At 45.9% G+C, this 15,099-nt stretch carries 11 protein-coding genes and 1 pseudogene; 4 read left to right on the top strand and 8 right to left on the bottom strand.

Going from position 1 to position 15,099, the window contains the following annotated elements; genetic code table 11:
• Positions 1 to 25 precede the first annotated feature (25 nt).
• The 3 genes from AC0IYG_RS17715 to AC0IYG_RS17705 all read left to right on the top strand — a co-directional run bounded on the left by AC0IYG_RS17715 (position 26) and on the right by AC0IYG_RS17705 (position 4,783).
• A complete protein-coding gene (locus AC0IYG_RS17715) occupies positions 26 to 2,677 on the top strand; it encodes a DUF7133 domain-containing protein (protein WP_471712468.1) in 2,652 nt (883 codons plus the stop codon).
• A gap of 139 nt (positions 2,678 to 2,816) precedes the next feature.
• Entirely contained in the window at positions 2,817 to 3,698 is an 882-nt protein-coding gene (locus AC0IYG_RS17710) for an SDR family oxidoreductase (RefSeq protein ID WP_471712467.1), read from the top strand.
• Between the two features lie 236 nt (positions 3,699 to 3,934).
• Positions 3,935 to 4,783, top strand: a complete 849-nt coding sequence (locus tag AC0IYG_RS17705) for a hypothetical protein (protein ID WP_471712466.1) — start codon at positions 3,935 to 3,937, stop codon at positions 4,781 to 4,783.
• Positions 4,784 to 5,304: 521 nt separating this feature from the next.
• On the opposite strand, the gene AC0IYG_RS17700 is transcribed toward AC0IYG_RS17705, so the two are convergent.
• The 7 genes and pseudogenes from AC0IYG_RS17700 to AC0IYG_RS17670 all read right to left on the bottom strand — a co-directional run bounded on the left by AC0IYG_RS17700 (position 5,305) and on the right by AC0IYG_RS17670 (position 12,882).
• Positions 5,305 to 6,603 carry an MFS transporter gene (locus tag AC0IYG_RS17700; RefSeq protein ID WP_471712465.1) on the bottom strand — a complete coding sequence of 433 codons (1,299 nt, stop codon included), beginning with the start codon at positions 6,601 to 6,603 and terminating at the stop codon, positions 5,305 to 5,307.
• A complete protein-coding gene (locus AC0IYG_RS17695; RefSeq protein ID WP_471712464.1) occupies positions 6,603 to 7,241 on the bottom strand; it encodes a bifunctional 4-hydroxy-2-oxoglutarate aldolase/2-dehydro-3-deoxy-phosphogluconate aldolase in 639 nt (212 codons plus the stop codon). Before AC0IYG_RS17695 ends, AC0IYG_RS17700 begins: the two co-directional genes overlap by 1 nt.
• A 52-nt stretch (positions 7,242 to 7,293) precedes the next feature.
• Positions 7,294 to 8,331: a LacI family DNA-binding transcriptional regulator gene (locus tag AC0IYG_RS17690; RefSeq protein WP_471712463.1), complete on the bottom strand. Its 1,038-nt coding sequence runs from the start codon at positions 8,329 to 8,331 to the stop codon at positions 7,294 to 7,296.
• A 119-nt stretch (positions 8,332 to 8,450) separates the two neighbouring features.
• Positions 8,451 to 9,806 (bottom strand): annotated as a pseudogene (locus AC0IYG_RS17685) (enolase C-terminal domain-like protein).
• 111 nt (positions 9,807 to 9,917) lie between these two features.
• Positions 9,918 to 12,242, bottom strand: a complete 2,325-nt coding sequence (locus AC0IYG_RS17680) for a mechanosensitive ion channel family protein (protein ID WP_471712462.1) — start codon at positions 12,240 to 12,242, stop codon at positions 9,918 to 9,920.
• Positions 12,243 to 12,360: 118 nt separating this feature from the next.
• A complete protein-coding gene (locus AC0IYG_RS17675) occupies positions 12,361 to 12,609 on the bottom strand; it encodes a hypothetical protein (protein WP_471712461.1) in 249 nt (82 codons plus the stop codon).
• A gap of 63 nt (positions 12,610 to 12,672) precedes the next feature.
• On the bottom strand, positions 12,673 to 12,882 hold the full coding sequence (locus tag AC0IYG_RS17670; protein ID WP_471712460.1) for a hypothetical protein: 210 nt from the start codon (positions 12,880 to 12,882) through the stop codon (positions 12,673 to 12,675).
• A gap of 114 nt (positions 12,883 to 12,996) precedes the next feature.
• On the opposite strand from AC0IYG_RS17670, the gene AC0IYG_RS17665 reads away from it, so the two are divergent.
• Positions 12,997 to 13,734: a DNA-formamidopyrimidine glycosylase family protein gene (locus tag AC0IYG_RS17665; RefSeq protein WP_471712459.1), complete on the top strand. Its 738-nt coding sequence runs from the start codon at positions 12,997 to 12,999 to the stop codon at positions 13,732 to 13,734.
• Here AC0IYG_RS17665 and AC0IYG_RS17660 read toward each other — a convergent pair.
• Positions 13,725 to 15,068 carry a WG repeat-containing protein gene (locus AC0IYG_RS17660; protein WP_471712458.1) on the bottom strand — a complete coding sequence of 448 codons (1,344 nt, stop codon included), beginning with the start codon at positions 15,066 to 15,068 and terminating at the stop codon, positions 13,725 to 13,727. The two genes, AC0IYG_RS17665 and AC0IYG_RS17660, sit on opposite strands and share 10 nt — an antisense overlap.
• Positions 15,069 to 15,099 lie beyond the last annotated feature (31 nt).

Below are 15,099 nucleotides of genomic sequence, written 5' to 3'. Positions count from 1 at the left end.
TTATTTTTATTATCAAATCCTTAACATGTTAAAAATTACATTCAGTCTTGTTACCGCGTTCCTGATCCTTTATTGGAATAACACAGGAATTGAGCGTTCTCAACCCCTTCACAATTCCCAGACACTTGTAAAAGCTGATTCTTTACCCAATGCATCGAGCTGGCCGGAAGATCTGGCTATCTCTCATTTTGCCGGTTCGGACCTCACACCCAGCCCGGCCTGTCTTGCAGTGGCGCCTGGCGGTGAAGTTTTCGTAGGCGTTGACATGATGGGTTCGCTTGGAAAAGAGCCAGGCAAAGGCCGCATTGTAAAACTTGTTGATGCAAATAATGATGGTAAAGTTGATAAGCACACCAGTTTCGCAGAGGTGGATAACCCGCGCGGAATCATTGCAATGGGTGATCGCGTGTATGTTTTGCACACAACTTTTTCCAAAGAAACAAAAAAGGCGTCCGGCATGGACCTCGTTGTTTTTGAAGACAAAAACCAGGACGGAATTGCAGACGGACCTTCGTCTCCTTTGATTCAAAATATTAGTTCGCCAAAATTCCTGCAAAGCCGTGGAACTGATCATGCTACAAACGGAATCCGGATGGGAATCGACGGCTGGATTTACATTGCTGTCGGTGACTTTGGTTTCCACGACGCCGTTGACAGATCAGGCAAAAAGATGACACAATTGGGCGGCGGGATTGTGCGCGTGCGTCCTGACGGAACTGAAATGGAGGTTTACACGCACGGCATGCGTAACATTTATGACGTAGCGATTGATCCTTACATGAACATTTTCACGCGTGGCAACACGAATGACGGCGGCGGATGGAACATTCGTTTCAGCAATCAGATTCAGTCGGGTGAATACGGTTATCCTGTTTTGTTCAAAAATTTTACTGACGAAATTATCCCTGCATTAATCGACCTTGGCGGCGGCTCGGGAACGGGTGCACTGTTTATGGACGATCCGACCTGGCCTGCAAAATACAACCAGGTGCCGATGATGGCCGACTGGGGAAGAAGCCAGCTTTACATTCACCGTGTAACGCCGGACGGCCCTACATTCAAGCAGAAAGAAGAAGAATTTGTGAAACTGGCGCAGATTACCGACGTCGACGTGGACGCATCAGGCCGTGTTTATATGTCTGCCTGGGATGGAGCAGGTTACTCCGGAAATCCTGGCAAAGGATTCGTTGTGCGGGCTGTGCCGAAAAACTGGAAGTACAAAGCATTTGTTGATCTTAAAAAATCATCTGTTAAAGATCTTGCCGCGTTGCTGACTAACGCAAGCGCCGTTCAGCGCTTAGCCGCGCAACAGGAATTGCTTACACGCAAACCGAAAGATGCGGAGAAAGAAACATGGAAAGTGGCTGATAATAAGCAGCTTCCACTTTACGCACGTGTTGCAGCCATATTCACTTACGCACAGATCGCCGGCACTTCGGGCATGAACAATCTTGTGAAATTGACTGACGACAATGATGTGCGTGAATTTGCATTACGCGCACTCGCCGATCGGGAAAAGAATGTCGCTAATGTTCCTTTGGAGCCATTTTTGAAGGGTTTGCAAGATGCTTCACCACGCGTTCAGTCGGCTGCTATTGTTGGCTTGGGACGTCTCGGCAAAACGCAGGCAGCAGAAGCATTGCTGAAAACAAAGGTTCCGGCTTCATTTGTGGCGCCGGCAAAAGGAACCGAAGGACCGCATGCCACGCCAAACTCAGCCATTATCCATCCGCATTTGGCGGTTAGGGCGCTTGTGGCGCTAAATGCAGTAGAGGCTTGCGTTAAAGCCATTGGCACCGAAAACGAAACATTGGCACTTTGGGCGCTGCGTTATATGCACGATCCGAAAGCCGTTTCAGGTCTGATCGCATCTTACGGACAAGCAAAAAATGAGGCAACTAAAAGCCAGATCCTGAATACAGTTGCCCGACTCTATAAAGAAGAAGCACCTTATGACGGCTCATGGTGGTGGAGCACGCGCCCCGACACGCATGGTCCTTACTATAAGGCAATTACATGGGAATCTTCCGATGCGATCAAAGATTTTTTGATGAAAGAATGGAACAAAGCCGATCAAAATGGCAAGCAGGTTTATGCAGACCTGAATGCACGCCTGAGAATGGGCATCACCGAATTTGGCGGTGAAGAAGTGGTGGCAGCAAAAGAGGAAGTTAAAATTGATCTTGAAAAAATCCGTAACAAAAAAGGTCAGGTTGGCGAGTCATCAATTGAAGACGTGATGCTGGCTATTGCCAAAATCGAAGGAAATCCGGCCTTGGGAAAACAGCTTTTTACAAAACAAGGCTGTGTGGCCTGCCACAGCATTAGCAAAGGTGAAGTGATGAAAGGACCGTTTATGGGCCAGATTGGCTCCATTATGAACCGCGAGCAGATCGCAGAATCCATTTTGAAGCCTAATGCATCTATTTCTCAGGGATTTGCGTCGGTTTTGATTACGGCAAAAGGTGACAAAACATTCATGGGATTTGTAACCGAAGAATCAGCGGATAAGCTGGTGATCCGCGACATTGCTGGTCAGGTTAATACGATCAAAACGGCTGACATTGTTTCCCGCAAAGAAATGGAAACTTCAATGATGCCCGCAGGACTTGCTAACGAGCTTTCTTACGAAGAATTTGCCTCGTTGATCACATTCTTATCGCAGCAGCGGAAATAGTAACATTTAATATTTAGTTTGAAAACGAAAGCCTGCATATGCGTTGTCATGTGCAGGCTTTCGTTTTCTTACAATTTTCCGGCGAGCGGCTGATTTAGTTTTGTCATGTAAATCAATTAACACAAAACAATTTTGAATCATGACGACATTCGCAGCACCTCACATATTGATCACCGGCGCAACCGGGAACATTGGCAAAGAACTCACCGCCCAGCTTTCCACGATGCACATTCCATTTCGCGCCATGGTTCGCTCGCTCGAAAGCGGCGCGGAAATAGCGAAATTGCCCGGCGCAGAGTTGGTGGTCGCCGATTTCAACGATCCGCTCTCATTGAAAGAAGCACTTTCCGGCATTACGCATGCTTTCTTACTAACGAATTCTTCGGAGTTGGCGGAGCAGCAGCAAAGCAACTTTGTCTCCGTGGCAAAAGAAGTTGGCTTGAAGCACATTGTAAAATTATCACAATGGGCAGCCGACGTGGATTCGCCTGTGCGCTTTCTTCGCTATCATGCAGGCATTGAAAATCAGATTAAAGAGTCCGGCATTCTATACACATTTCTCAGGCCTAACCTTTTCATGCAAGGGTTACTTGGCTTTCGCGAGGTGATTGCAAGTCAAGGTAAATTTTTCGGGGCAATTGGCGGTGCAAAGATCAGCATGGTTGACGTCCGCGACATTGCCCTTGCCGCTGCAAAAGCATTAACTGAGCCGGGCCATGAATTTAAAACATACGATTTAACAGGTCCGGAGGCACTTTCTCACCACGAAATCGCAGCGAAACTTTCAGCCGCGACTGGACGCCAGATCACTTTTATTGACGTCCCCCCTCAGGCATTAATGGAAATGCTGATTGGCGTGGGCTTTCCTGCGTGGCAAGCGGAAGGTTTGATCGAAGATTACGCGCATTATGCCAGAGGTGAAGCGGAAACAATTTCAGCCGACTTTCGTAAAGCAACTGGGCGTGAAGCAACGTCATTCGACCAGTTTGCATTGGACTATGCGAAAGCATTTATCTCCTGAGAAAGACTGTAAGTCATCATAAAATTTTTAGAATAAGGCTTGGTAAAAATAGCCCGATTCCCGTGCTACGCAGTAGTCTATTCAAATGCAAGCAACTAATTCATCATCTAGCATTTAACCCAACGTTTATAACTGATTTCGGTCCCCGTCACGCTCAGCAGACGGGGATTTTTTTTGACCAAGGATTTACATACATTGCTGTAAATAAATGTCATAAGACAATCGCCGGGGTTCATATGAAAAAACTATTACCATTGCTCTTATTGCTTGTCCTGTCAGCTTGTGATAATGATAAAAACGAACCAACGCCTTACCCGGACCCGGCGGTGTTAGCAGCGCATCAGGCGCCATTCGGATCGCCAGCGGTGGATGTGAAGCTCAAAAAGTTGCTGTACAACGGAAAACTATTTGCGGAATACGTTTATGACGGCAAGTCGCTTCTTGAACTGAAAAAGTATTTACTATTCGCTGCTCCAATGCATTACCAAAGCGGCAATTTTAAAAGAAACAATGGCGTAACGGAGTCTTTTGATGTCGTTACGGCAGAGTGGAACGGCGAAGCGCAGACCGTTTCAGAAGTGTTCAACCCCTCCTATTCCATCAAATTCAACGCACCTACGACTGATTCTCTACGTGAGATTACGGAAGAAAATCTGGTCTTCCTGGAAGTGTTTTACAGGACATATGCCATTGATAAATCAGGCTACATCACCCGCCAGGATTTCACGGAAAAGACTAATGTAGCAAATGATTTTACCATCACATACATTAGAAACGACCAGCATAATGTTGCCAAAAGCTGGGTAAAATACGCTTCGGAACCAGGCGTCCCCAACCGGGTCGAATATATTTATGACAACAACCCCAACCCCTTTTTCAAACTCGGTCTCGACCGCAACGGCCAGCTCGCAACCCACGCATTAAGCCCAAACAACATCATAAAAGAAACCATCACCAACGAAGACGGCCCACTCTATTCCCTAAATTACAAATACGAATACACCTCAAACGGCTATCCCGCCAAGCTCGTGGTAACATCTGATAGCCAGTCGTTTATGCCTTATACGTTGGAGTTTGTTTATTGAAAAGGGCTCCTGTTTTCACACCGAACTGAATTTAATGATGGTTGAAATGCTTGTAAAACATCATGTTCTTGTCATGTACAGTAAGGATCAGTAATAACACTTTTAAGCATCGAGGTTCCCTAGAATAAATCCACCAACTTTTAGTATATTCGTATAAACAAAAGCATTAAAGTCATGCGGTTCGGACAAGTGAGCATTGACCCAGAAATCATGAGTGGGGCACCGGTTTTCGCTGGAACACACGTTTCCAATTAAAAATTTATTTGACTACATCGAGGGTGGCGAACCTCTTTCAGAATTTCTTGATGACTTTCCATCGGTTACGAAAGAAGCTGCGTTGACAGTTTTGGAAATGGCCAAAAAGACATTGACGACAGAAAAGGTGTTGCATGAAAATTTTGCTTGATGAAAGTTTGCCGCGTAAGCTTCTAAAACTACTTATCCCGAAGGTCTTTGAACGATTGAAACAAGGCGATTTGCAAAACCTTATTGAAATCCATTGAAACTTCCTGAAACCCTTCCTATCGCAATTCCTCCAACGCAACAACCTTTGCCGTTTTTGTTAGCAAATGAATGATTAGCCAAGCGATTAGATACGTGCAGCCGCAGATGGTGAAGATGATGTTGTAACCGCCTTCGAGGTTTCCGGCGGATTTGTACGTATCTAATAAGCTGCCGATTAAGATAGGAAGCAAAATCCCGCCGACTGCTCCGGCCATTCCACCGATGCCTACGACCGAGCTTACGGCTTGTCTTGGGAAAAGGTCTGATGGTAGGGTGAACACATTCGTCGCCCAGGCCTGATGCAACGCAACGGCAAAGCTGATCAGGGCGACGGCGATCCAGACGTTGCCCGCAAATTGGATCAGGATCACTGATAATTCGAGGATCGCAAATGCTAAGAGCACGGTTTTGCGCGCTTTCAATGTTGGCCAGCCTTTCTTGATGAGCCAGGATGACAGATAACCGCCGCCTATGCTGCCGATGGTCGTTGCCGTGTAAATCAGCATCAATTCGAGGCTTGGCTTTTTGAGATCCAGATTGAATGTGGATGCGAAATAGGAAGGAAGCCAAAATAGAAAAAACCAATAAATAGGATCGATAAGGCCCTTTCCTGTAATGTAGGCCCAGGTTTGCGGGAGTGTGAAAAGCTTGATCCACTTAACAGGTTGCTTTTCAGCCTCGCTTTCTTCCTGATCCTGACCACTTACAATGTAATTCAGCTCCTCTGCGCTGAGCCGTTTTTGCTGTGCAGGAATGTCATAATAAAGTAGCCAGAATATCAGCCATACAAACCCAAGCGCACCAGTAATCCAAAACACTTCCTGCCAGCCATAATGATTCAATATCCAAGGCACCAGCAACAACGCAACCACCACGCCAACGCTGGTTCCGGCATTGAAAAGACCGGTCGCCAACGCCCTTTCTTTTTTAGGAAACCATTCCGCAACCGCCTTCACCGCCGCAGGATAATTCCCCGCCTCGCCCAAACCAAGTCCGACCCGCGCGACTCCAAAACCAAATGCGCTCCGCGCCACAGCATGCAGCATGCCCGCAACACTCCAAAAAACAATGGTGATGGAGTAACCCAATTTCGTCCCGATCCTGTCGATAACCCATCCGAAAAGCAGCAAACCGAGCGCATAGGCGGCGGTAAATGCCATTACAATGCGGGCAAAATCGGTTTCGGTCCAGACAAACTCTTTTTCAAGAATGGGTTTCAGTAAACCAATAATCTGCCGGTCGAGATAATTAATGGTTGTGGCTGTGAAAAGCAGGACCACGATGAGCCAGCGGTAATGCTTGGTCGTAGTTGGCATTACAGAGCAAGTTTGCTGTGAAATTGGAGGAAATGTGCTTTCAAGCCTTCCCAGTCCTTTTGCTCAATCAATTTTTTATCAAACAGCTGCCCGCCTATGCCCAGACCGTTGGCCCCGGCTTTTAAAAATGCACTCATATTTTCCAATCCAACCCCACCCGTCGGAAGCAGTTTGAGTTGGTTCATGGGCGCTTTGAGGTCCTTAATGTAGTCGGGTCCGAGCGAAGTTGCGGGATAGATTTTCACCATTGTCGCGCCGAGCGTCCACGCATTGTAAATTTCAGTGGGCGTGAATGCGCCGGGGAAAATGGGCACTTTCTTTTTCACACAGGATTTGATCACTTTTTTGTTAATAATCGGCGTTACAATGAACTGAGCACCAGCGTCGAGCGCTATTTCCAGATCATCTTTCGTACAAACGGTCCCCGCCCCAATATTTAGTCCTTCACCTTCCGTTTCCAGCGCCAATCGGATCATTTCGGCAGCGCCGGGCGTGTTCATGGTGATTTCAATGGTTGTTAATCCCGCTTCCCGGTAAATGGGCAGGATCCGTTTTACGTCATCGGATGAAACATTGCGGATAATGCCCACCAAAGGCGCTTTGTTAAACAACTCCCAGGAAAATGTACGCTCACTCATATTTTTATTAAATAGTAATTGCTGAATATTAATGGATGTGGATTTCAAAAGATCATTTCGCCAGCCAGACGGATTTCGCCACAGACGAATCTCTGACAATAAGCTTGGCTTCCATAAGGATCTGCTTCACCTCTTCGTCAGGATTTTTAAGTTTCTTGACCAGATATTCGACGGCTGTTTTACCTAATAATTCCAATGGCTGACGGAGATATGTGATCGGGCAATAATAGAGATCGAAAACCTCAGCTTGTCCAAAACTGACTATTGCCAGATCGGAAGGCACTCTCAACCGCAACTCATTGATATATTTCAAGCCATTGATAGCCAAGCCGTAAGTTGCAAAAATCAATGCTTCCACTTTACGTTCCGAAGCAAGAATTTCGTCAATCGCCGTTTTCACTTCCTGCTCCATGGTTTCAAACCTAACTTCTTTGAGCCAATTATCCTCAAACTTTATATCGTGGTCACTCAGCGCATGCTTGTATCCACGGATCCGTTCCACCATATGATACATCTCTGATTTATAAGCGATTAACCCGATGCGCTCGTAACCAGAACTGATCAGATGAATGCCAGCATCATAAGAAGCTTTGTAATTGTTTGTGGCCACAAAGTCGGTTTGAATGTCCGGAAAATGTCTGTCCAGCAATACAAATGGAAGATTCCGCTCTTTCAAATATTGAATCTGATTCTCTGAACCTTCACAGGAAACGATGATAAATCCATCGACCTGCCTGTTGATCAGCACATTCAGCAAATCCCAGGATTTGTCGGCATTCTCATCACAGCTTCCAATGATCACCGTGTAGCCATTCTTCTTGGCTTCATCTTCTACAACCCGCGCGATATTTGCAAAAAACGGGTTAGAAATGTCTGCTATAATGAGGCCGATGGTGTGCGTTTTACCACTCCTCAGACTCTTGGCGAGGTGATTAGGCTGGTAATTAAGCTCCTTCGCTATTTCCTTCACTTTTTTGGCAATCGCCTCTCCTACCCGGGTTTCCTTTTCCTTCCCATTCAGGACATAGGAGACCAGGGCGGTCGATACACCAGCTTTTTGGGCTATGTCTTTAAGAGATGTCTTTTTCATAATATATATATCCCGAGGAAGCCCCCCAGCAAAAAAATCAATCAAGCCCCAGGACTCTGAATAGAGCCAAAGGCTCAAAAAACAAATTTGCCCGGGTTTCAACCCGGGAACAATAAAATTCAGGGGCGGATCAAGGTGCCATCAAATTTTCTGACTTGCCAGTTAGATTTTGTGGTAATTGGATATTTGGCGGCAGCTTTTTCATCAATGTCCACGCCTATGCCAGGCACTTCATTGACAGACATATAACCGTTTTTCATAGTCGGGCAGCCGGAGAAAACTTCCTGTGTTTTTTCATTAAAACTAACCGCTTCCTGAATCCCGAAATTCCAGACCGCCAAATCAATGTGTGCGTGTGCCGAATGCCCCACCGGTGAAACGTCACCCGGTCCGTGCCATGCTGTTTTGATGTTAAACCACTCGCCTAACCGGGCCACTTTCATTGCCGGAGTTATGCCGCCGATCTGAGAAACATGGATGCGGATGAAGTCAAACCATTGATTAACCATTGGCTCCACAAATTCATTAACATTGTTGAAAAGCTCGCCCATAGCAATGGGCACAGTCGTATTTTGCCGTAGAATCTTAAACCATTTTTGATTTTCCGGCGAGAACAGGATCTTCTATAAAAAACGGACTGAATTCTTCCAGTTTCTTGATCATATTGATCGCATTCATCGGTTGCACACGCTCGTGAATGTCGTGCAGCAGCTCAATTTCTTCGCCGCAACTTTTTCTGACCGCTTCGAAAAGTTTGGGAATCGCCTTTAAATAACTGTTTTCATTCATAAAACTGTCCGTAGGACCGCCGAAGTTCTCCTTTTGAAATCCGGCTGCTCGGCAGTGCTTCCAACCGCTCCATAGCCGCCCTGCTGAATTCGAATGTATTTAAAGCCTTGCTCCTGAATGCTTTTTACGCTTTCCACTGTCGCCTCGGGCGTGTTACCATTCGCGTGTGTGTAACACGGAACCGCAAAGCGCACTTTTCCGCCAAGCAGCTGATAAAGAGGCATTCCCGCGCGCTTTCCCTTAATGTCCCAAAGTGCCTGATCCAAGCCGCTTAATGCATTATTAAGCACAGGGCCATTCCGCCAGTAAGAACTCACATAGGCGCCATGCCACATATCTTCGATCTGATCGACATCTTTTCCGACGCAAAATTCATTCAAATAAGTGTTGATGGCGACCAGGACAACGGCGGCCCGTTGCGTAAAAGTCGCGCAGCCCAGTCCGTATAAGCCCGCTTCCGACGTTTCGACTTTCACGACAATCAGGTTGGAGCCCTGCGGCGCGGTGGCGATTGCGCGAACGCTTTTGATAGTCACCGGTTTCATGGCTTTGGCATAATCCGGCGTGACCTTTTCTTCCCGTGCTTTTGCCTGAGCAGTTCCGCCAAACAGTCCTAAAATCCCTGCTGACCCGGTCAGGCCCAATGCTTTCATCGTTTCACGACGATTCATATTACTACGATCCATAAGGTTTAGGATAATGAAGAAGTTAAGGTTATAGCATTAAAAGTTTTTATGCTACAAAAATTTACTTCTCAATGCTGCCAAACACATGTATTCATAATGATAATGCACTGGCTATTTTAGCTGGATTCCGGCAGACTTGAAGCGGATCAGGATTTGTTCAAAAACGTAACTTTTAAATGTCGTTTCTGAATAAACGCTGTTGAGCCAAACCTGAATAACAAGCTCAATGCTATCAGCAGTGATGGCATTTACCAAAATTTGCTTCGGTGCTTTTTTAACGATGCCGTCGGCTTTATCAACGATTTCATTGACCATTTTTTTGATCTGCTCAATGTCCGTGTCCGCTGAAACTTTGAATGTAAGCTCACTTTTCAAACGCGCGTTGCTGGTGGTATAATTCACAAGCCGACCCGACAACAAATCACCATTAGGAATGATCACTTTGGATCCTTGCGGAGTAAGCATCCGGCTCGAACGAATCCCAATGTCCAGCACTTTTCCCTTTTTATCTGCCAGCTCAATGTAATCTCCGATTGTAAATGGTTTTTCAAAAATCAGGATGATCCCCGACACAAAATTGTTGACAATGTTCTGCATCCCAAGCCCGATGCCGACACCCAGCGCACCAAGTAAAACAGTGATTTTGCTAAGCGGAACGCCCGAAACCGTGATCGCAACCAGAAAACCTACGACAATAATCACCAGCCGGACAAGCGCCAGCTTAGAACCTTTGTGCACGGAATCGGCTGTAAAATTAATGTCTGGACCGGAGAATAACAGTCCGATGTGCTTTTGCAACTTATCCGCGAGCCAGATAATGACTGAGAAAAACAGCACATTTTCCAAGGTGAATGTTACAGAACCGAATGTGCGCTGCTTTTCAAGAATGTCCAGTAAAAATCCAAATATGGGCTCAATAATGTTGAGATTGATACAAAAAACGAGCACCCATAAAATCACCGAAAGGAACGATATTAACCTGGCAAAAGTGGCGCGGCTTTTTTCCAAACTAACCCGCGAGAACAAGCGCTTTGATGCGACGCTCACCTTCATATGCAGATCCAATGCTTCCAGAACCACATGGACAAAAATGCCCAGACTCAGCACCTGAATCAATCCGCTGATGGCCGTAATGTTGAACGATTTGGCGAGTGAAATGCGCCCGAGCACATTGAGAAGAACGGCAAGCACATTCAACGAAATGTAAATGACCAGCACGGGACGGATGAATTTTTCATCCATTTTCATTTCCCGCAGCTTCCTGAAAAACCACACACCAAATGCAATGGAGCCCAGATTAAGTGACATCAGTGCCAGGCGGGAAAGGAAAGAATCGCTTACGATAATGTTGCTGACAATGGTCAAAACATAGATTACCAGCACAAAAAGCCACCAGACCAGTTGCTTGCCTTGCAGTCTTTTCAAGAAAAAAACGGTCATCGTTATCAGCAACAGGAACTGGTTAAGCTCAATGTAAATCGATGGCGATCGTGGCTCGAACAGCGGCGTGATGTTGAAAAGGACGACAAAACTGGCGAGTATGGGTTTGGGATTGATGTATTTGAAATCCAGCTTGCCAATTTCTTTGCTGAGTGCGGCGGAATTAGCGAACCGGAAATTGACAAAAATCCAGGCGAAGAAACCTGCGCAAAAAAGTAAAAGCAGCACACGGTTATCCCAGGTAGACTGCAAAAAATAACGCAAAATCTTGTTTTGGCCCGTATAAGAGACTTTTATGATGTCGTTGACACTGTTATTGACATTGTCCTTTGGCGCTTTCCAAATGTAACTGGATTCTTTGCCCAGCAAATTCCGCCCCGATTCTTTGATGTAATCATTGATCGTAATGTCCAGATCGTTGGCCCGGAAGTAGACTTCGGAAACATCCGCGAGCAGGTTACTTACCGTATCCAGGTTCGCAGTTGTGGTTTTTCCTGCTTCCTGCAATTTCAGTTTCAGATCGGTGATCTGAGATGTGTACAATTTTTTTTGCGTGCTGTCACCCGCTTTAACCGCTAGCAAAGAATCGCGGCCGAATTCAATCACTTGCTCCGAAAGCATTTGCAGATCGCTGTTATGCTTGCTAAGCGCTTTGCGCCATTGCTCCGTGCGCTGCTGCACGTCGGTGAGCATCAGCTTGTAGTTTTGCAGGTCCTTACTGCTTGGAATGGCATTTTTCGTCCCGACGGCGTCCTCTATCTGATCGACATTACGCTTTACAGCGGCGAGTTCTTTCTTGATTACACCGCTATCGTAACCTTTTTTATTGGCAGCATTGATTTGGGTAATGACCGCCTGCGCTTTCTCAATTCTAAATAAAAGTGTGTCGGGGATTGCAATTGCGCGGGTGGATTTCTTGGTGGTGTCTTGGGCTGCAATCGGGAAAGAAAGCAGCATTGTAATCAGGCTTAGTAAGATGAATTTCTTTTTGGTCATAATGATTCTAGCTGTGCAGGAATATTAAAACCTACTTTTTGGACTAAAAATCGTACCAGAAAGTGTGCTTCGCTGCAACCGCGTTAAGTTATACGCAAATCATTACAATCCGAAATCGCTATGCATCCCGATCAACCAAAACAATACAATCCGGACAATCGCCTTTCACTTCGGGGCTTGCTGTCGATTGCAGCTTCAACTTTTTACCCGTTTCGTCCGCTTCTTCCAAAAGTTCAAATACGCGGCGTTCGCCAACCATCAGCAACGCCTGAAAAAGAACGCCGGCATACTTGCTTTCCTCACTTTCCGGCCCTTTTACTTTTGCCAGATCATTATAATGTCCAAAAAGATCTTTCCCTTTTCCCATAGCTAGTCGTTGGTTTTGATAAAAAGTGAGGGTGAGGTTCAACTTACTCAAAATGGCGTGTGATCATTCAGTGCCCTCATAGTCCTTCACATCCTGCTCAGAAAGCTCCACAATAGCAATCACTTCGCCTTTGGCCTGGTCCTGCCCGCCGCGATTGACAACATTATTGATGTAAGAACGGCCGGGGAATGTGTCAGACTGGATAATGTGGCGCTCGAATGTTAAAATATTCCCCTCAGAAGTGGAGGCAATGGTGATCATGAAATTTCTCATTGTGATTTTTGTTGATGATTAATGCCAAACCGGACCTCAATAAGTGTGCCTGTAAATCGGCCGCGCTGGCATTATTGTTTGAATGCTTCGCAAAACATTTTCAAATATTGCATTATGCCTGAGGGACCGTCCATTGTTATTTTGACAGAAGCGATTGCGGAGCTGCACCTGGAAAATCCGGTGGTCAGGCTTGCGGAGGGCAGTACAAAAATTGATAAGGAGCGGCTGACCGATCAAAAAGTGATCGCTTTCAGATCCTGGGGAAAACATTTTCTGGTGTGTTTTGAAGACTTCACGCTACGGATTCATTTTATGCTTTTCGGATCCTATCTGATCAACGAGCGAAAGAAAACGCCTCCCCGACTAACTTTGGTTTTCGACGACGCCGAGCTGAATTTCTACGCTTGTTCTCTGGCAATCCTGGACAAACCTGCCGATGAAATTTACGATTGGAGCGGCGACATTATGTCTGATTCCTGGAATGCTGCGAAGGCAGTTGAAAAGCTAAAAAACACAAGGCAAATGCTGGCTTGTGACGCCTTGCTGGACCAGAATATATTCGCAGGAAGCGGCAACATTATCAAAAATGAAGTGCTGTTCCGCATTATGGTGCATCCGCTCAGCATTGTCAGCAAGTTACCAGAAGCTAAACTGGAAGAACTGGTCACCGAAACCCGGAATTATAGTTTCGATTTTTTGCACTGGAAAAAGGAATTTACACTGAAAAAACATTGGCTCGCTCACACCAAAAAAATATGTCCACGCTGCCTTATCCCCTTTCACAAGGAATATTTAGGTAAAACAAAAAGAAGAAGTTACTTCTGCGGAAATTGCCAGATCCGCTATGACTGATTTGTTTTCTTCCGGCTTCTTGCCAGCTGCACACGCTTGAAAATCAAACTGTTTAAATATATAAAAGCTGCGAGGCCGAGCAGGATGAAGACGGCATTGAGCTTGTAGGAGAAACCAATGAATTTTTCCTGACCCTGACGCGAAAGCTCGAACCGGAGCCAGAGACGTTCGGCCACGGTTGTTTCTTTGTCAAATGGAAGGGCCTCATCGTAAATCGGTTTTATGACGTAGCGGTCATTGATGTCAATGTAACCATATTTATCATCCAGCCGGACCATTGAAATTCCGTTGTTATAGTAGGATGCAAAATCGTATTTAAGTGGCGTCCTGATCTTTCCTTTTTTATCAATGTGGCCAAATTTCCCGTTGATCGCAACAGCCGAACGGTCTTCACCGGTGAAGCCGGTCGCTTCATCATATAGGAAAGGAATGCGGGTTTTTCCGGTTTTGTCAATGCAGCCCCATTTGTTATTTTTCTTCACCCAAAACAAGCCGGATGTGGGTTTGCGGGTGTCCTCGTACAAGAAATCCGTGATGAGCACGCCCGTGAAAACATTGATATAGCCAAATTTGTCGCCATACTTGACGCGCTCCATGCCTTGTCCTGAAAATTCGTAAGTCGGGTCAATGTCGTCTAGTGAAACGGGCACGCGCAGGATCATATCCTTGTCTATTATGCCGTATTTTCCTTGAAAAAGAAAGTGATAAATGTACTTGGAGCTTCGAACTTCCTTTTCAATAAACGGGCTGAAATTCCAGTTCAAAATAAAGAAATCCCGGCCTTTCCACCACAGAATGTCTTCCCGCGTATCCTGATTGCAAAGCATATCAACATTTGCCGAAGAGATCAGAAAGTCCTTTTTGAAATACTGAATGGGCACTTTGTAAATTTCCTTGCCCGTAGAATCAATGTAGGAAAGTCCGTATTGCTTGCCTGAGCGATAAATCACCCACGTTCTTCCTTCAAAAAACTTGTCCGTAGAAACATAAATCGGTGGGATCACTTCCTGTCCTTTCCGGTTGATAAAACCATGACGCCCCAGCTTTTCTGCATCCAGCTCCATCGGCACAAACTCAGCAAGTCCGCCTGAAAATTCGCCAATATCACGATATGCGGGCGTGAGCTTTTTGCCATTGTTATCAACCAAAAATGTCTGATAAGCGCGGCAGGGGATTTCGATTTTTTTGACAACATAAATCCCGTCATATTCGCGGTGCTGCGTGTATTCTTTCAGCCACGCTTTGTCCTGCGCAAAACCGGCTTGCGCCAGCAGTAATTGAACCGCAATCAGCAAGAAGAAAATTAGTGAACCGCCACGTGACCTATGAAACATCCAGCAAAGAATTTATCCAACATCCATCATC

Source organism: Dyadobacter sp. AC419 (assembly GCF_979253085.1).
Note: the sequence above shows the minus strand (reverse complement) of the source record. Positions and strands in the feature narration are given on the sequence as shown.

Bases quoted from the DNA above. Each gene is read 5' to 3' on its own strand.
- AC0IYG_RS17675 (WP_471712461.1), bottom strand. From the start codon at position 12,609: ATGGGAAAAGGGAAAGATCTTTTTGGACATTATAATGATCTGGCAAAA.
- AC0IYG_RS17710 (WP_471712467.1), top strand. From the start codon at position 2,817: ATGACGACATTCGCAGCACCTCACATATTGATCACCGGCGCAACCGGG.
- AC0IYG_RS17670 (WP_471712460.1), bottom strand. From the start codon at position 12,882: ATGAGAAATTTCATGATCACCATTGCCTCCACTTCTGAGGGGAATATT.
- AC0IYG_RS17715 (WP_471712468.1), top strand. From the start codon at position 26: ATGTTAAAAATTACATTCAGTCTTGTTACCGCGTTCCTGATCCTTTAT.
- AC0IYG_RS17690 (WP_471712463.1), bottom strand. From the start codon at position 8,331: ATGAAAAAGACATCTCTTAAAGACATAGCCCAAAAAGCTGGTGTATCG.
- AC0IYG_RS17695 (WP_471712464.1), bottom strand. From the start codon at position 7,241: ATGAGTGAGCGTACATTTTCCTGGGAGTTGTTTAACAAAGCGCCTTTG.
- AC0IYG_RS17705 (WP_471712466.1), top strand. From the start codon at position 3,935: ATGAAAAAACTATTACCATTGCTCTTATTGCTTGTCCTGTCAGCTTGT.
- AC0IYG_RS17680 (WP_471712462.1), bottom strand. From the start codon at position 12,242: ATGACCAAAAAGAAATTCATCTTACTAAGCCTGATTACAATGCTGCTT.
- AC0IYG_RS17700 (WP_471712465.1), bottom strand. From the start codon at position 6,603: ATGCCAACTACGACCAAGCATTACCGCTGGCTCATCGTGGTCCTGCTT.
- AC0IYG_RS17665 (WP_471712459.1), top strand. From the start codon at position 12,997: ATGCCTGAGGGACCGTCCATTGTTATTTTGACAGAAGCGATTGCGGAG.
- AC0IYG_RS17660 (WP_471712458.1), bottom strand. From the start codon at position 15,068: ATGTTTCATAGGTCACGTGGCGGTTCACTAATTTTCTTCTTGCTGATT.